Raw genomic sequence first — 17469 nt, 5'->3', positions numbered from 1 at the left:
GAAACCACTTTCCCCTTCTCCTTTTTTTGTATTTTTTATAAGTATTGACAGTTTTCTTAATTTGCATTCCTAAAGGTCAGATTATTTAATTTTACACAAGTATTAAAGGTGATTTTATTATGCCGTTTTTAGGTAAAATTAACATGGTTTATTTTGACGTTTAACAATTTACTGTTCCTTAAAAAAGCGAATTTGTTGTTAACTGTCCCCTGTCCTTCGCGATGGACGCGGCAATCGCGGGTTTCCGGGGATTTCTTGCATGTCTGGACAACGTCGAGGAAGAGGGTATCATCTATGGTACAGGCGTGCGCGATGTGGGCGACATCAAAGTAAGTCACGCAATGAAACAGGCTTACGAAATGGGTAAAGCTGTATAACAGAAAGGGAATTTTTTGAGGAATTACAGGAACAACAGACAATAGACCAGAGTTTCAAAAAATGCTGGAGCTTTGCAGAGATGGGAAAGTTGATTTAATAATAACTAAGTCTATCTCAAGATTTGCAAGGAATACAGTTATAATGCTAGAAGTTGTAAGAGAATTAAAGGATATTGGTGTTGCAGTTTATTTTGAAAAAGGGAATACAAATACCTTATCTGGGGACGGTGAGCTTATGCTTACTGTGTAAGCGTAAAATAATCCCCACCTATTATGTAGATGGGGATTGATGTATCATTATTCTTGACTAGAAACTCTACAGTTGTCAGGTAATGTGTCTGACCAGGGAAGTAGAGAATCTATGATGTTCTTGTCCCTGGTATCGACATTTGGAAGCTGTTCAAAGAGGTATGTCAGGTAGTTAAAAGGATTTAAGCCATTCTCTTTGGCAGTTTCAATAACACTGTATATAATTGCACTGGTTGTCGCTCCGCGAGAAGTATTTGCAAATAACCAGTTTTTTCTTCCAATTACGAAGGGCTTTATTGAGCGTTCACTTCGGTTATTATCTATCTCTAATCTGCCATCCAGTAAGAATGCCTCTAGTTTATCCCACTGGTTAAGGCAGTAGCTTATAGCCTGACCAAAGGCACTTTTGGGAAGTACTTTTTTACTTTGGATTTTTAGCCATGACAAAAAGGCATCCAGTACTGGTTTACTTCGTACCAAACGCATCTCATAATGTTCATAATAGGAAAGCTCTCATATATTACTCTCAGCTATTCATTTGCACCATGAAGCATCCAATTGGTAAGGGTCTGACGGGACAGATCTATTCCAAGGCATGCAGATTCCTGACGCCTGTAATAAAGCCAGAAACCATTATGATCCTAATGAAGGATTTTAAGCTTATCCCTGCTTCGGTTACAAAAAACAAATAGACAATTCAAAAAAGGATCAAGTTCAAATCCTTCCTTTACAAGAGCAGCTAAGCCATCAATGGATTTAGGCAGGTCAGTTGAGCCGCATGCAAGATAAACTCTGTCAATTAAAGTATTATTTATCATAGCGAAGGCAATACCCGTATAACATCTGCCAGCATGGATTTGTCAAAGCCTTGGCACACCAGGCCCATGCACTCAGGCCACTGGTTTTGTAGGCAGCAATCCGCTTTTCCCATTTATCTCGTATTTCTGTTTTATTCATGATACAATTCCTCCTTTTCTCGGGAGTATTTTCTCATGAATAAAACAACATTTCTATGTGGAAAATGTTTGACGCTTACGAAATAACGTTACAATTGGAAAAGGATGCGAGATTGAATTAGTAGAATATAAGGGCCGTTTTGAAAAATGTGATAAGTCTGTTGTAATTGAGAATAAAAAACTAGGCTAAAGAGGGATCGATATGGATCAGGATTTAACATCAAAAAAGGAACTACTGGAGCTGACCGGGATACCCTACGGTCAGTTGTATAGATGGAAAAGGAAAAAACTCATCCCGGAAGGCTGGTTTATCAGAAAATCTACTTTTACAGGTCAGGAGACTTTCTTTCCTAAAGAAAAGATACTTGCCAGGTTTGATATGAACACATTCTGTGAACTCTAAGATATTAATGACATATTAATAAAGCCTTTGAGGATTCAGAATAGAAAACTAAGGGTTATAAGAGCATTTATATTCAGCTAAAAAGCTCAAGATAAAATATTTGTTGAATGGCAGAGAAATATATGGTAGTTTAAAATATATAAAATCACCTGCAGTTGTATAATGTTGTAAAATATCACTAAAGATGAAAACTCAATTATTCAGTAAAATTTTATTGTCTATGAAGAATGGAGGGTAACCCAACAAAGTAGAGAGTATTGTTAATGAAGAGTAAAATACGATTAATCGTACTGATACATGGTTGGTTACTACCAGGATTAACGGAGGAAAGTGAAATGACAGAAACAAGTGTGAGTTGGTTATGAATATGAATAAAAAATAGTATTTATTTAAGAGATAAAATATTTGTAATGAAGATAGGCGGGTATGAGAAGGAGAAATACTGATGCAGCAGATATTAGAGACTATATTTATAAATATAATGATTTTGGTTTCCTTTACATTTATTATTGGACAAATATTTGAAAATTTTCTATTAAAAAATTCCGGTAGTACTTCTTTGACTTTAAGGACAAAGTGTTTAGTGTGTTTTTTAGAAGCATTATCAGCTATTGCTCTTTTACATTTTAGATTTTCAATTTCAAAATTTGAAATTGATTTAAGAATGGTTCCTATTATACAACTTGCTATGTATATGGGTACTGGCCCGGCAGTTGTAACTTCAATTCTCGTAATGATAGCTGAGATAATATTTTATGGAAGGAATACCTGGACAATATGGGTCTTTTTTGGTATGGCTATGGTTGCAATTGGATCTGGTATTATATCTGATTTAAAATTAACGTTTTCTAAAAAGTGCCTATATATATTTATTTACGTTCTATTAATCGTTAATATTGTTACCTTTATGGCACTGAAAAATATGAAACTTTTCATTATGGTATCTAGATACTATTCCATAACAATGATTATTTCGTGTTTATTTATGTATATTGAAATGATATACATAAACAAGTTAAGAGATATTCACAAACAACTAAAGGAAAACTCCATAAAAGATTATTTAACCGGATTATATAATGTCAGATTCTTTGCACTTATGCTGCAAGACTATAACAAGAATTTTAAAGACCAAAAAGAAATTTTTTCTATTATTTTTATAGATACCGACCATTTTAAAGATATTAATGATAATTATGGACATCCTGCAGGAGACTATATTATTAAACAGTTGGGCATGATTTTATCAGCAAATTGTCGAAAGGACGATGTTGTCTTCAGATTTGGAGGAGATGAATTTGCTATTTTGCTGCCGGGTTGTTCCCATGATTCAGCGGTTGAAATAGCAGAACGTATCAGAAGAGCAGTTGAAATGCATGAATTTATATTACCAGATGGAACTTCCATTAAAACTACTGTTTCAATTGGTGTTGCAACATCCACAGATAAAGATATGGATGTTGGTAAAATAATTAATTGTGCTGATGCGGCACTTTACAAAGCTAAATCATCGGGCAAAAATAAGGTTTGCTCTATTTGAGTATGAGGACGTTATAATAATCAAAAGGTAATTGAGTATATCCAGCAGTTAAATGGCAGTATTAATAAAACCTACAAAGCTTCAGATGAAATTACCCAGGTTATCAATGAGATTGCCAGTGAGTCTGCCGTAGAACATTATCCAGCCACAATAATGATATTGATTTCAATGTTTATGTTCCAATAATGAATGAGCTTATTTCTCGTATTTTAGGAAGATTACCAGTAAGTGAGAAAATAAAAAAATTGGAAACGGTAAAACTAATTGACTCTTCAACTATTAGTGTGGCTAAAATTATAATGAAATTAATACAAAATGAATCTAACACAACCTGCAGCTTGTTAAAAATAAAGAGATTAATAAAACATTCGTTTACTAAAATAGAGGATGATAGCTTATTATGTTGGGGAAATGGCAGGTTAGTTAACTAGTGATTGAATCTAAAATTTTAAAATTATATTGGCAGGATATAAAGATAGTCCTATAATCATAATAACTAAAACGCAAACTAAAGACTATGAAGAGAAGAGTAGGTAGAGGCAGCTAGTTTCAGCGAGTTGGTGGTGGGAGAACAATTCTAATCCTTTACTTAAGAACATCTCGGAATTTCTAACCGAAATCCAATTGGAGAGTAGACTTAGACGGAGTCTAACCGTTAAAGATAGGACAGTATCGAATTAACAAAGGTTAATTCCGCACTGATTACTGATTGAGTGAGCGTAAAGCTAATTAGGATGGTACCGCGGAACGTTGATCCCGTCCCTATACATTTGTATAGTGACGAGGTTTTTTATTATATAAAGCTTAAAGGAGGAATATGTACAGCAGAAAAAAGAATAAGATTTAAGAATGAATATAAACTTAGCGATAATGAGATTGATATTTTAGTAGGTGATAAGCCCCTCAGTGAATTCTATGAAAGAGTAATAAAAGAGGGAACCAATCCAAAGGCAGCAGCAAACTGGATTCTTGGGGACTTGCTTAGAATGCTCAAAGAAAAGAGGCTTACATCAGAGCAGATTCCAATTTAATAAGCTTATTTAAGCAGCTTAATAGGCCTTATATAGCAGGGAAAAATAAGCACCACAGCAGGCAAAGAAGTGTTTGAAGAAATGCTTATATGAGATAAAACACCTCTGGCAATTGTTGAGCTAAAGGGCCTAAGCCAGATTAGTTCATCTGACGAGCTAATGAAGGTAATTAAAGATGTGATTTCCTCAAATCTTCAATCTGTAAATGATTTTAAAAGCGGTAAAACTCAAGCTGCTGGATTTCTCATGGGCCAGGTGATGAAAGTAACCAGGGGAAAAGCAAATCCTAAGTTGGCTAAGGAATTGCTTGATGACTTGTTGAATAACCTTTGATCTTTGTTGTAATACCTGTTTTGTAATTCCCTTAACCATTTTATATCATATATAAGTCGTAGATTACTACAAAAAATGAAAATATTTAAGAGATATAGAATTTTTTATGATGTTTAGCAGGCGGTGATAGTTTACATCATTGTTAATTGCTAAACGTTATTGTTAAGCTTATTGCAAAAAAATTAAAGAATATAAGGATAAAAATAGGCTTATTCCAAGGCACATTTTTTTGATGTGCCTTTTTAATATTGATAAAGTATAAAGTATTTAGCAAGATAGAGCGATGATGAATAGAAGTTTTCAAGAAATATTACAATAAAATATACTAAAATTCAAATAAATGGCTAAAATATATTTTTAAAATTAACCATTGACCATGAAAAATTAATGAACGATTATACAAATTTGATATTATTTTCATATTAGATATTGTTTATTTTTAAACAATGTGATAAAATCAAATTGTAAATGTAAATTCAAAAAATTCAATCTAGTCAAAAGGATGGAGGGGAAACCATGAAAAAATTAATCTCAATTACTTTAGCGCTTGTTTTTACACTTGGTTTACTTGCAGGATGTTCTTCAAAGGGGACGCCTACAGGCCCGAGCGGTAACACTTCAAATGGCAGTAAAATTGCAAAGGTTGGTCTTGGACACATCACATCAATTAAAAGCTCCAAGGATCTCGGAACTGACAAGGATGGCAAGGAAGTTTTACCGGTTGGACAAGTTGATACGGTCATTGCTGCTGTTGCCTTTGATAAGGATGGCAAGGTTGTTAAGGTAACTATTGACAATGCACAGACTAAGGTAAATTTTGATAAAAACATGCAGCTTACATCGGATATTAAAGCTCCGGGAAAAACCAAGGTTGAGCTTGGCGATGCTTATGGAATGAAGAAAGCTTCACAAATTGGTAAAGAATGGTATGAACAGGCCGCTGCACTTGGTAAGTGGATGGAAGGTAAGACCGTAGATGAAATCAAGGCCATGAAGACCTTTAAGAGGGATGACGCACATCCAGCAGTTCCGGATGTTGCCGAGCTTAAGTCATCTGTAACGATATCAGTGCAGGATTATATCGCCGCTGTTGAAGAGGCATATAAAAATGCCGTTGAAGTTAAGGGTGCTGAAAAGATAGGTCTTGGACATGTTATATCAACTGCTAAGTCAAAGAGCTTGGGAACTGACAAGGATGGTAAGGAAGTTCTTCCTCTTGCACAGGTTGATACTGTAATGGCTGTTACAGCCTTTGATAAGGATGGTAAGGTTGTTAAAGCCATAATAGATAATGCCCAGACCAAGATTAACTTCAGCAAAGACGGTAAGGTAACTACCAACAAGAATGATGAATTCAAAACAAAAGTTGAGCTTAAGGACGCATATGGAATGAAGAAGGCTTCACAAATTGGTAAAGAATGGTATGAACAGGCCGCTGCACTTGGCAAGTGGATGGAAGGTAAGACTGTAGATGAAATCAAGGCCATGAAGACCTTCAAGAGGGATGACGCACATCCAGCAGTTCCAGATGTTGCCGAGCTTAAGTCTTCTGTAACAATATCAGTTCAGGACTATATCGCTGCTGTTGAAGAAGCATACAAAAATGCAAAATAATTTGATAGAACTTGAATAGTTATAAGACTCCTCTACCTGCGGTGGAGGAGTCTTATTTAAATCTAATTGCTGTTAAAAAGCATGTTTTTTTGTTATTATTGATAAGGGGGATGCAAATGAGAAGAATAGTAGCTGGATTTTTGGCAGTACTTTTAACAGTGCTTTTTTTTGCAGGCTGTAAAAAAGAAACGAAAAGTGAGTACACCAAATATAGTGGAACTTTTTTCGATACCTTTGATACGATGACAATGGTTGTAGCCTATACTAAAAGCGAGCAGGAGTTTAATTATTATTTTGAAAAAATTCATGAACGCTTTGAGCAACTTCATAAACTGTATGATATTTATAACGATTATGAGGGCATAAACAACATAAAAACTATAAACGACAATGCAGGTATAAAGCCTGTAAAGGTTGATAAAGAAATAATAGAACTTATTCTTTTTGCTAAAGACTGGTATAAGCGTACGGGAGGAGTAACAAATATTGCCATGGGTCCAGTGCTTAGTATATGGCATGACTATCGTGAGGCGGGTAAGGATGATCCTGAAAACGCCAAGCTACCCCCTATGGAGAAGCTGAAAAACGCTGCAAAATATACTGATATAGATAAAGTTATAGTTGACACTAAAAACAGCACAGTTTATCTGTCAGATAAAAGGATGAGCCTCGACGTCGGAGCAATAGCAAAGGGCTATGCGACAGAAATTGTAGCAAAGGAGATTATGGCTGAAGGGCTTAAATCTGGAATTATAAGTGCTGGTGGTAATGTAAGGGTCCTCGGAAAACCCCTTGATGGCGTTCGTGAACGCTGGGGAATAGGCATACAGAACCCTGACAAATCTATTGTATCAGATGATAGTAATCTTGATACCGTATTTCTTAACAACGAATCAGTAGTCACCAGCGGTGATTATCAAAGATATTATATTGTAAACGGCAAGGTTTATCACCATCTTATAGATCCTAAAACCCTTATGCCAGGAGAATATTATCATTCTGTAACGGTAGTTGCCCAGGATTCAGGAGTTGCAGACTTTTTATCAACTACTCTGTTTTTACTGCCCTATGAAAAGAGCCGTGCTCTTGTGGAAAGCCTTAATGGAGTTGAGGCCCTATGGGTTATGCCTGATGGAAAGATAGAGGCAACCGATGGTATGAAAAAAATTATGAAGAGCTATGGTGCAACGGGTGCAAAAGCTGAATAAAAACGTTATTGTGCTGCCTCCGGGCAGCTTTTGTCATCTTCAATGGCAATTCATATTAATTTTACATATAAAGCATATTTTGGGGTGGTGGAAAAAGGTAAGTTGGGGTAAAATAAACAATGTGAATTTCATATTTTTTATCTCCAACACAGCAAGTTTAATTATCTAATAACTATATTTTTACGGAAGGTAGAGGTGTGAGTGTGTTAAAAAGGCTTATAAATGATTGGATTATTCCTATAGCTGTAGCTGCAGTTATAGCCCTTGCAATAAATAAGTTTTTGTTTTTTCAGGTATCGGTTCCCACTGAATCTATGTATCCTACAATAAAGCCAGGGGATAGGATAATTGTAACCAGAGTGCATAATGTGCAAAATTTGAAAAGAGGAGATATCGTGGTTTTTTATTCAGATGAACTTCATGAAACCTTGATTAAAAGGTTAATTGGACTTCCAGGTGATGAAATAGAAATAAAGGAAGATGGTACTGTGTATGTAAATGACCAAAGACTTGATGAGCCCTATGTAGTAAACAGAGATAATAAAACGGGAAGATATAGGGTCCCAGAGAACAGCTATTTCTTTCTGGGGGATAACAGGCTCCAATCGAAGGATGCAAGGTACTGGATAAATCACTACATTTCAGCAGACGATATACAGGGGAAAGCAAGATATATTATTTTTCCATTCAACAGGTTTGGCCCACTAAAATAACTGGAAGGATGGGGAGATGATTTATGAATAGCAACTACAAAAAAGAATTTGAGGTTCACTATTATGAAATTAACAAATATCAGGAAGCCACTCCCGTTGCAATAATCAATTATCTTGAAGAAACGGCCATAGCACATTCTGAATTCGTTGGATATAGGCTGGAAAGGCTTAAAAAGGATGGATATGGATGGGTTCTTAATAGATGGAGTATAAATATTGAGAAATATCCCTTATGGGGTGAAAAAATTCTAGTGGAAACCTGGCCATCAAGATTTGAAAAATTCTATGCAAACAGAGAATTTAAGATTTTTAACGGCAATGGGATTGAAATTGGAAGGGCTTCATCCCTCTGGATTTTCATGAATACAGAAAAGAGAAGGCCGACAAGAATACCTTATAGTCTGGCTGAGGCATACAAAATCAATGGCGAAATTGAAATCGTTCCCTTTTCAAAGGAATTTGAAAAAGTTGAGCATTCATCATATGAAAAAGGTTTTAAGGTAAGAAGAAGCGATATAGATACCAACAACCATGTTAACAATACAAAATATGTGGAATGGCTCCTTGAGGGAATACCTGATGAAGTTTATAACAATTATAACCTTTCATGCATTGAAATAGTATATAAAAAGGAAACGTACCATGGCAGTTCGGTTTATGTAAACTGTAGTGATAAATATGAAAAGTATGATATAATAGAATTCGATCACAGCATATTTGACTATGACAGGTCCATTGAACTTGCCTCAGCTAAAACCAGGTGGTGCAGAAGAATATTTTAAAACAAACCGAATATATTAATTCTGAAATAATAAAGTACAAAACCAATAAGTAATAGGACAATCACCAGTTTAATAACAAGCTTTGCAGTTTTAAAAATAAGATGGAGTAAAATAAAGGTGATTATTGCAAAAACTATATACTCAAACATAAAACACCTCCGTACTGTTTTAAATAGTTATGCTTTAATTAGGCTCACTGGAAGGTATAATTATAGTGATCTAATTCTATTATAAATATGTATGAGTTATTAAGGCAACTAATGATAAAAATTAGCGATATAATACTAATCAATAAAGAATTTAAGCAGCGTTTTTTGGCGATCTATAAATATACTTTGATTTTATGCAGGTGTTAAAGTGAAGTTTACTTAGTAAAATTCAAGACACTATGATTTAAGTGAGGTTGATATGTAATAATGGAAAAGAAAATAAGTGATACCAAAGTCGTTGTAGGTATGTCAGGTGGCGTTGATTCCTCTGTCGCAGCCCTTTTGTTAAAGGAACAGGGTTATGACGTCATAGGTATATTCATGAAAAACTGGGACGAGAAGGATGAAATGGGATACTGCACCTCAGATCAGGATTATGAAGACGTTAGAAAGGTATGCGACCAGCTGGACATACCATACTATACAGTTAATTTTGAAAAGGAATACTGGGATAGAGTATTTACCTATTTTCTTGACGAGTATAAAAAGGGTAGAACTCCAAATCCCGATGTAATGTGCAATAAGGAGATTAAGTTTAAGGCATTTTTAGATTATGCTTTAAAAATAGGAGCGGATTACCTTGCAACAGGACACTATGCCCAGGTGGATTTTCATGATGGTGAGTACCGACTCTTAAGGGCGGTTGATGGCAATAAAGACCAAACATATTTCCTATGCGCACTAGGGCAAAAACAGCTTTCAAAGGCCATATTTCCTGTAGGCCATCTAAAGAAGGCTGAGGTCAGGGAGATTGCAAGAAAAGCTGGTCTTAAAACTGCTGATAAAAAGGACAGCACGGGTATATGCTTCATAGGGGAAAGAAACTTCAATGAATTTTTAAGCAGATATCTACCTGCGCAGCCCGGGGAGATTAGGACCCTTTCCGGTGAAGTTGTAGGCGAGCATAATGGTCTAATGTATTATACCTTTGGCCAGAGAAAGGGGCTTGGAATAGGAGGAAAGGGAACAGGAGAACCGTGGTTTGTAGCTGATAAGGATTTAAAAAACAACATACTCTATGTTGTTCAGGGAAGCAACCATCCTGCTTTATATTCCTACGGCCTCATTGCAGATGATGTAAGTTGGATTAGTGAGCGTAAAAAGGAAAAAAGCTTTAAATGCACTGCAAAGTTTAGATACAGACAGCCAGATCAGGGAGTTACAGTGAATATTTTAGATGATAATAGGTGCCTTGTTGTGTTCGATGAACCTCAAAAGGCTGTTACACCAGGTCAGGTAGTTGTATTTTATCAGGGTGAAAGCTGCCTTGGTGGAGGAACGATAGATGTAATTTATAGAGATATGGACTCTTTAAAATTGGCTTTAGGGGATATTTAAACATAATAAAGCTGTATAAGGAGGGTGTTAAATGGAGGCTATACTTTCCAGGAGAAGTATAAGAAAATATACATCAGAGCCGGTGCCTGAGGAGACAATACATGAGCTCTTAGAGGCTGCAATGAGCGCTCCCTCTGCAGGCAATGAACAGCCCTGGCACTTTGTCATTATAGATGAAAGAGCTATACTTGATAAAATTCCAGAGTTCCATCCCTATTCAAGTATGCTTAAAAGCGCAAGTGTTGCAATACTGGTGTGCGGGGATGAAACCCTTGAGAGGTTTAAAGGCTACTGGGTTCAGGACTGTGCTGCAGCCACGGAAAATATGCTGATAGCTATACAGGATAAGGGGCTAGGAGGAGTATGGCTCGGAGTATATCCTGATATGGATAGAGTAGAATCCTTCAGGAATCTGCTTGGACTTCCGAAACATATCATTCCTTTTTCACTGGTGGCCCTTGGATACCCTGCTGAAGAAAAACCTCCTGCAAATAGATTTAACGAAAATAGAATACATCATAATAAATGGTAAAAGTTATGGAAATATTCAAACCCTCTGGAAATTATTAATAGTATGATTAAGCTGTTAAAATGGAAGAATAATAATGCATCATCTCAGAGGGGGTGTTTTTTAATGGGGCATGGAAATAATCCCCATGGTCGCAAAATAGACGACTTAAAAAGATATAGAGTAGAAAATGCCCGAAGAGTTGATCAGCTTATAGATCTGGTTGAAAAGCACACCAGAACTAAAAGGCACCTTGAGCAGCACTCAGATATAGCTTCCCTTGATGCCCTTCAGCATGCCTTCAAAATTCAGGAGGAGAGGGAAAGACAGATTGAGCACTTAAAGGATATAATCGTATCTGGAAAGCATGCTGCTGATGAAATAGCAAGCCTTGAGAGGAACTACAGGTATACGAACAACTATATTTCCCATCATGAGGGGCATATGGATGATTTTACGCTTCAAAAAACAAGGGAGAAGCAGGAACATCGCCTTGAGCAGTTGGGATTCCATAAACAAAATGATTTACAGTAGATTTAAAATTTTAAGGCCTTCCTTTGGAGGCCTTTTTTACCTTAATTTAATGGTTCTAGCAACAATTTGAATAATGAAAAAGGATGGCAGACAGCCATCCTTTAATTTTTGGAATAGAACTCGATAACCTTTGAATCTTTAAGATCTACTGGAATTTCTTCTCTTAGTGGAATTCTTACAAGCCTTCCACTAAAGTTTTCGACATCCTTTTCAAGATACTTCACATTTAATTGTATAGCTGAAAAGTTATCAGCAAATATTTGATTTTTTCTGGATTTTTCCCTTAAGCTTATGACATCGTCAACATTTACTCTATATGAAGGTATATTTACCATTTTACCGTTTACAAGTATATGGCCATGCACAACCATCTGCCTTGCCTGTCTTAATGTAGAACCGAAGCCGAGTCTGTATACTATATTGTCAAGCCTTCTTTCAAGGTTTTGAACTAAAACATCTCCAGAGTTTCCCCTTGATTTTAAAGCTTCAAATACGTATCTTCTAAATTGCTTTTCAAGCACTCCATAATATGCCTTTAGCTTCTGTTTTTCAAGAAGCTGCTGGCCATAGTCTGAAAGCTTATGATTTTTTACACCCCTTTTTAATGCCTTTGGGTGATTGAATACATTTACACCTAGGTGTCTAGCAACTTTAAATCTAGGACCTCTTGGTCTTGCCAAATATAATTCCTCCTTAAATTTTTATTCGTGCCAGCCAAATAATATATTATCAAAAAAAGGTTAGTTTGTAAATGATAATTATTATTAATTTCTTCAAATTATTTTTTTATAGATTTACCATGGCAATGTAAATCGGTTATAAAATCTTAAAAAATTACTTGGACAGGTGTATAATAAAAACAGGTGCTTTTTAAATACTTGGTCTTTTAATTGTTTTACGCAAGTACATTTATAGTAGAAAGCTTACTATACTTACTTGCATGTTATCAAAGTAAACTTATATCAATTATATGAAAGCGATGGTGAGGTATATTGTCTAAAAAAGTTTTAATCATTTACGAGAAGATGGGGATGGGTCATTTAAGAATGGCAAATATTCTTCAGGACATTCTCGAGGGAGAAGAGGATGTTGAAATTGTAAAGTATGCAGGAAGTGAACTTCTTGGACAATCAGGTGTTGATATTATCGTTAAGCTGTGGAACGGACTTATAAGGAGAAATCTTATTAGAACCGTTGATGTACTTGTAAACTTCTTTATAAGAATATTTGTGCTCCCATTCATTGAGGTTTCACAAACGGTACCTTTTTATGAAAAACTCGACGAAATAAAACCGGATATAATTATATCAACTGCAGATGGCTTCAATAAGGTCCTTGGAACATATGCATCTGAGAATAAAATACCATTTTATATCGTTATAACTGAAATATCAACGTTCCTGGACCTTGTGAATCCACATGCAACTCATATAACCTATTTCAATGAAACCCCCGAGGCTATAAGAAATTATGATTTTGATTTAACCTATTTTTCTTATAGCTTAAACAAGACAACAAGGTTTTATCAGAAGGTCGAATACATTCTAAAATATTATAAGGATTTTGTTTTAAAAGCCTACGAAAACTCCATTTTCAGAAATCCAGACAGGGAACTTGAGCAGCTAAATAACGCAAGGTGCAGGGTTATTGGTCCACTTGCTGAAAAAAAGCATTTCACGGTTAAAAATGTAGATGAAATTAAAGAAAAGTATAATATACCAAAGGATAGAGATAATGTTGTCGTTGTAAGCGGCAGCATAGGAGGCAAATTTCTTGTTCAAATGGCGAAAGCTCTAACAAAGAGGTATAACAAGCCTCTTAACCTTCTTGTTATGTGTGGAAGGGACAAGAAGACTTATGAGAAGATGGTCAATTTCAAAAATACAAATGAAATGATAAACATAATACCCTATGAATATACAAATAACTTCGATGAGTTCATTGCCGTTGCAGACTGCCTTATTGTAAGGCCATCCGCAGGTATATTTATAGAAAGTGTCCTGGGTATGGCACCTATATTAACATTTGATCTTGTAACCTCAAATGATAGGGGATCATTGACTATGATAGAAAAGTACAAGCTCGGGGAAATATGTAAAAGCAAAAAGGAGCTTATACCTGCACTGGAGAAGATTTTAATAAATAAGGAAGTATACAAAAAAAATATTGAAAGACTTCAAAATATGTATGCAAGAACCTACGATGAAAAGAAGCAGCTTTTAAGGCAGATAATATTCGACAATGAATTTGTTGACTATGAAGAAAAAGGAAGTCTTCACATAGAATCGCCTTTAGAAAGCAGCATAAGCCACTAAAATATCATAATACAGGATTAAAGTAGAAAAAGGATGGTTTATCGACCATCCTTATCTTTTACCAACAATTTCAGCAATCTTGACAATAACTTCGACGGCCTTTTCCATTGCAAAGGTTGGTATGTATTCATACCTTCCGTGGAAGTTATGTCCTCCTCCAAATATATTTGGAGTTGGAAGGCCCATAAAGGAAAGTCTTGCACCATCTGTTCCGCCTCTTATGGGTTTAATCTTCGGCTCTACACCTTCTGCCTTCATAGCTTCCAATGCAATGTCTATAACATGTCTTGCCTCATCTATTTTTTCCTTCATGTTATAGTATTGATCCTTTATTTCAATTTCTACGGTGCCTTCGCCATATTTTTGGTTTAAAGTTTCTCCTGCTCTCCTTACAAAGGCCTTTCTCTCAGCAAACGCATCCTTTCCAAAGTCTCTTATAATATAGCGAAGTTCAGTTCTTTCAACGCTTCCATTTATTGAAACAAGGTGATAAAATCCTTCATATCCTTCTGAATTTGAAGGTGTCTCATCCTTTGGAAACATATTAATAAACTCTGATGCTATAAGCATGGAGTTTTTCATTTTATCCTTTGCACTTCCTGGGTGTATGTTAATTCCATTTATAACAACCTTAACTCCTGCGGCGTTGAAGTTTTCATATTCAAGTTCCCCGAGGGGTCCCCCGTCCATTGTATAGGCAAAGTCAGCGCCAAACTTCTCAACATCAAAGTGATCTGCGCCCCTTCCGATTTCCTCGTCGGGAGTAAAGCAAACCTTAATTGTTCCATGTGGAATTTCAGGATGATCAACCAAGTATTCCATAGCAGTTATTATTTCAGCAATTCCTGCCTTATCGTCGGCACCAAGCAGAGTGGTACCATCGGTTGTTATAAGCGTTTTTCCTATGTATGATGATAACTCAGGAAAGTCCTTGGGTGAAAGAACAATATTTTTTTCGCTGTTAAGGATTATATCCCCACCATCATAATTTTCAACGATTTTAGCCTTAATGTCCTTTCCAGGCATTTCAGGGCTTGTATCCATATGTGCAATAAATCCAACTGTGGGAACCTTTCTATCCATGTTTGAGGGTAAAGTAGCCATTACATAGCCATTATTATCCAGTGAAACGTTCTCCATTCCTATGCTTTTCAGTTCCACAGCAAGCATACGGGCAAATTCAATTTGGTTCGGAGTGCTGGGGGTTGATTCTGAGTTTTCATCTGAACGGGTGTCATACTTTATATAGTTTAAGAATCTTTCAACAACCTTTGACATATTAATACCTCCTTATTTTAACGCATTGAATACGTCAGTTAAGTATTATCTATATTATACGCTACTATGTTCAATATAAAAACAATATAGCCTCGCCGTTTTGGCGAAGGCCTATATTATTTTTGAAGTTTAAATTCAGGGTTTGTTAATTGAAATACTTTATCAGCACCTTCAGTGGTGTATACCTTATGGTCTTTTGTTATAAATATTGCATCTACTCCCTTAAGGCTTTTAACGAACTTCATTCCCTCCTCAAGGCCCATTGAAAATACGGAGGTTGAAAGGGCATCGGCATCTGCAGAAACATCAGTGATTATAGAAACGCTCATAAGGTTATTATCAACAGGATAACCTGTAATATGGTCCAAAATATGATGATATTTTTTACCATCTTTTTCAAAGTATCTTTCATACACTCCGGAGGTAACGACAGTTTTACCACTTAATGTAAGTATTCCGACCTGTTCTCCCCTTGTTTTGTAAAATGGATCCTGAAGGCCGATTTTATAGGGTGATCCGTCAGGTTTTCCCCCAATAACAAGTATGTTTCCTCCAAGGTTTATAATTGCATGCTTAACTCCATTATCAATTAAAATTTTTTTTATCTCATCAGCCGTATAACCCTTGGCAATACCTCCAAGGTCTATAGCCATTCCTCTTTCTTTAAGCATTATCGATTTATCATTTTCATTTAGCATTATGTTTCTGTAATTGATAAGAGGAAGGACAGCCTTTATTTCTTCAGGGGCAGGTACCCTTGCAGCCTCGGTTCCTATTCCCCAAAGCTTAACCAAAGGTCCTATTGTTATGTCAAACCTTCCGCCTGAAAGCTCGGAATAGTACTTACCCTTTTTTATTACTTCGAAGGTATCGGGGGATACCTTGACGTAGGATTTGCCGGATGCATTGTTTATGTCGATAACCTCGCTCCTGTCCAGGTTTATGCTCATTTTGTTTTCGATATCCCTCACCCTTGCAAATGCTTTATCAAATACCTGAGCGTCTTTTTCATTATAAACTGTGATAGTCACAGGAGTTCCCATTAATATTTCCGTACGCTCAAAGGGCTTTGAAGCAGTTTTTCTATTGCAGCCGGACAAAATGAAAGGAACAGTTATTAGCAGTGTAAAAATAACGAATAGAACATTATACCTTGAATTTTTCATGTGTAATCCTCCATTTAACGCAATTTTAATGTTGTAATTGGTAAAAGAATAATTGCAGCTTCTTTATAATTATATCATCTTTTAAGGCAATATAAATAAGGATTTGAGCCAATATTTAGAGATTTGCATATTTAAGTTTGCATGTAGATTAAATCATGGGAGGTCAAATGGTTAACAATTGAGGAAATTGCATATTTCTAAATCATTGATATAACTAACTTTTTCTTAATACAAAAAGGAAATTCACCCCAAATGTCGAATATATTAAGTGACACCAAAACAATCCAACAAAGAGGTGAATTCCACTTATGTATATTCGACAAGAATGCTTTTTATCCTTTGAAGAAATTATAAAATTTCAGAAAGAAACAAAATTACAAATGGTTTTGGCTCAACTTGATTTTAGTATTTTAGTTTGTAAACTTTCAAAACCGTCTCATAAAAGAGGGCCGAAAGGCCATGAAATTTTACCACTACTAAATTCTTTAATTGCTATGCAGATAGAAAAAATAAAAACGATACATGGCCTTGTACAAAGACTAAACTCCGATCCAATTTTTCGATATAATTGTGGCTTCGATATATTGAAACCTGCTCCCTCTGAATCAACTTTTAGTAGATTTCTTGATAAACTTTCAAGTTCTGTCGAACTTGAAGAAGAATTTAAGATATTAGTATTAAAAGCTAAAAGCCTTGGTATTATTGATGGTACAGAGGTTGCAATAGTAGAGCAAAGCTAAACGCTTTTGAAAAGCCAAAGCCTAAATCAAAAATTAATAATGATGGTGTATCCCCTAATTGGGGAAAGAAAAAAGATACCGATGGCAATGATGTAAAGTGGTTTGGATGGAAGCTTCATATACTTGCTGATTGTAAAAGTGAACTTCCACTAAATATAGCAATTACTCCTGCAAG

19 protein-coding genes and 2 pseudogenes are annotated in these 17469 nt (G+C 35.6%); 15 read left to right on the top strand and 6 right to left on the bottom strand.

What is annotated here, in order from left to right; genetic code table 11:
* Positions 1 to 399 precede the first annotated feature (399 nt).
* Complete coding sequence (locus EDD71_RS14160) at positions 400 to 627, top strand: recombinase family protein (protein ID WP_341472347.1); 228 nt, start codon at positions 400 to 402, stop codon at positions 625 to 627.
* A 47-nt stretch (positions 628 to 674) separates the two neighbouring features.
* Here EDD71_RS14160 and EDD71_RS14155 read toward each other — a convergent pair.
* From EDD71_RS14155 to EDD71_RS15440, 3 genes and pseudogenes are all read right to left on the bottom strand, one after another.
* Positions 675 to 1118, bottom strand: a pseudogene (locus EDD71_RS14155) (IS66 family transposase); the annotation flags it as partial.
* 149 nt (positions 1119 to 1267) lie between these two features.
* A complete protein-coding gene (tnpB, locus tag EDD71_RS14150; RefSeq protein ID WP_133629389.1) occupies positions 1268 to 1444 on the bottom strand; it encodes an IS66 family insertion sequence element accessory protein TnpB in 177 nt (58 codons plus the stop codon).
* Positions 1434 to 1583, bottom strand: a complete 150-nt coding sequence (locus tag EDD71_RS15440; protein WP_166636501.1) for a hypothetical protein — start codon at positions 1581 to 1583, stop codon at positions 1434 to 1436. Before EDD71_RS15440 ends, tnpB begins: the two co-directional genes overlap by 11 nt.
* A 201-nt stretch (positions 1584 to 1784) precedes the next feature.
* Here EDD71_RS15440 and EDD71_RS14145 point away from each other — a divergent pair.
* The 12 genes and pseudogenes from EDD71_RS14145 to EDD71_RS14090 all read left to right on the top strand — a co-directional run.
* Positions 1785 to 1961: pseudogene (locus tag EDD71_RS14145) on the top strand (DUF4004 family protein); the annotation flags it as partial.
* Positions 1962 to 2430: 469 nt separating this feature from the next.
* Positions 2431 to 3525 (top strand): GGDEF domain-containing protein, encoded by a 1095-nt coding sequence (locus EDD71_RS14140; protein ID WP_133629388.1) that lies wholly within the window; start codon positions 2431 to 2433, stop codon positions 3523 to 3525.
* A 185-nt stretch (positions 3526 to 3710) separates the two neighbouring features.
* Positions 3711 to 3956 carry a hypothetical protein gene (locus EDD71_RS14135; protein WP_133629387.1) on the top strand — a complete coding sequence of 82 codons (246 nt, stop codon included), beginning with the start codon at positions 3711 to 3713 and terminating at the stop codon, positions 3954 to 3956.
* A gap of 339 nt (positions 3957 to 4295) precedes the next feature.
* Positions 4296 to 4556 (top strand): hypothetical protein, encoded by a 261-nt coding sequence (locus EDD71_RS14130; RefSeq protein WP_166636500.1) that lies wholly within the window; start codon positions 4296 to 4298, stop codon positions 4554 to 4556.
* Positions 4557 to 4661: 105 nt separating this feature from the next.
* Positions 4662 to 4889: a hypothetical protein gene (locus EDD71_RS14125; RefSeq protein WP_133629385.1), complete on the top strand. Its 228-nt coding sequence runs from the start codon at positions 4662 to 4664 to the stop codon at positions 4887 to 4889.
* 516 nt (positions 4890 to 5405) lie between these two features.
* Positions 5406 to 6503, top strand: a complete 1098-nt coding sequence (locus EDD71_RS14120) for a hypothetical protein (RefSeq protein WP_133629384.1) — start codon at positions 5406 to 5408, stop codon at positions 6501 to 6503.
* A gap of 116 nt (positions 6504 to 6619) precedes the next feature.
* Entirely contained in the window at positions 6620 to 7711 is a 1092-nt protein-coding gene (locus EDD71_RS14115; RefSeq protein WP_133629383.1) for an FAD:protein FMN transferase, read from the top strand.
* A 197-nt stretch (positions 7712 to 7908) separates the two neighbouring features.
* Complete coding sequence (gene lepB, locus EDD71_RS14110; protein ID WP_133629382.1) at positions 7909 to 8424, top strand: signal peptidase I; 516 nt, start codon at positions 7909 to 7911, stop codon at positions 8422 to 8424.
* Between the two features lie 23 nt (positions 8425 to 8447).
* Positions 8448 to 9206, top strand: a complete 759-nt coding sequence (locus tag EDD71_RS14105) for an acyl-[acyl-carrier-protein] thioesterase (protein ID WP_133629381.1) — start codon at positions 8448 to 8450, stop codon at positions 9204 to 9206.
* A 416-nt stretch (positions 9207 to 9622) separates the two neighbouring features.
* Positions 9623 to 10753: a tRNA 2-thiouridine(34) synthase MnmA gene (mnmA, locus tag EDD71_RS14100; protein ID WP_133629380.1), complete on the top strand. Its 1131-nt coding sequence runs from the start codon at positions 9623 to 9625 to the stop codon at positions 10751 to 10753.
* Positions 10754 to 10784: 31 nt separating this feature from the next.
* Positions 10785 to 11285: a nitroreductase family protein gene (locus tag EDD71_RS14095; protein ID WP_133629379.1), complete on the top strand. Its 501-nt coding sequence runs from the start codon at positions 10785 to 10787 to the stop codon at positions 11283 to 11285.
* A gap of 102 nt (positions 11286 to 11387) precedes the next feature.
* A complete protein-coding gene (locus tag EDD71_RS14090) occupies positions 11388 to 11795 on the top strand; it encodes a hypothetical protein (protein ID WP_133629378.1) in 408 nt (135 codons plus the stop codon).
* Between the two features lie 101 nt (positions 11796 to 11896).
* On the opposite strand, the gene rpsD is transcribed toward EDD71_RS14090, so the two are convergent.
* Complete coding sequence (rpsD, locus tag EDD71_RS14085; protein ID WP_133629377.1) at positions 11897 to 12475, bottom strand: 30S ribosomal protein S4; 579 nt, start codon at positions 12473 to 12475, stop codon at positions 11897 to 11899.
* 366 nt (positions 12476 to 12841) lie between these two features.
* On the opposite strand from rpsD, the gene EDD71_RS14080 reads away from it, so the two are divergent.
* Positions 12842 to 14110 carry a glycosyltransferase gene (locus EDD71_RS14080; protein WP_166636498.1) on the top strand — a complete coding sequence of 423 codons (1269 nt, stop codon included), beginning with the start codon at positions 12842 to 12844 and terminating at the stop codon, positions 14108 to 14110.
* A gap of 51 nt (positions 14111 to 14161) precedes the next feature.
* On the opposite strand, the gene pepT is transcribed toward EDD71_RS14080, so the two are convergent.
* Both pepT and EDD71_RS14070 read right to left on the bottom strand, forming a co-directional pair.
* Entirely contained in the window at positions 14162 to 15388 is a 1227-nt protein-coding gene (pepT, locus tag EDD71_RS14075; RefSeq protein ID WP_133629375.1) for a peptidase T, read from the bottom strand.
* Positions 15389 to 15504: 116 nt separating this feature from the next.
* Entirely contained in the window at positions 15505 to 16554 is a 1050-nt protein-coding gene (locus tag EDD71_RS14070) for an FAD:protein FMN transferase (RefSeq protein ID WP_133629374.1), read from the bottom strand.
* A gap of 308 nt (positions 16555 to 16862) precedes the next feature.
* Between EDD71_RS14070 and EDD71_RS14065 the strand changes: the two genes are divergently transcribed.
* Positions 16863 to 17294, top strand: a complete 432-nt coding sequence (locus tag EDD71_RS14065; RefSeq protein ID WP_133629373.1) for a transposase — start codon at positions 16863 to 16865, stop codon at positions 17292 to 17294.
* Positions 17295 to 17469: the final 175 nt, after the last annotated feature.

It is taken from the genome of Fonticella tunisiensis, from assembly GCF_004364155.1.
GTDB classification, from domain to species: Bacteria; Bacillota; Clostridia; order Clostridiales; family Caloramatoraceae; genus Fonticella; species Fonticella tunisiensis.
This window is presented reverse-complemented; position numbering and strand designations above follow the sequence as displayed.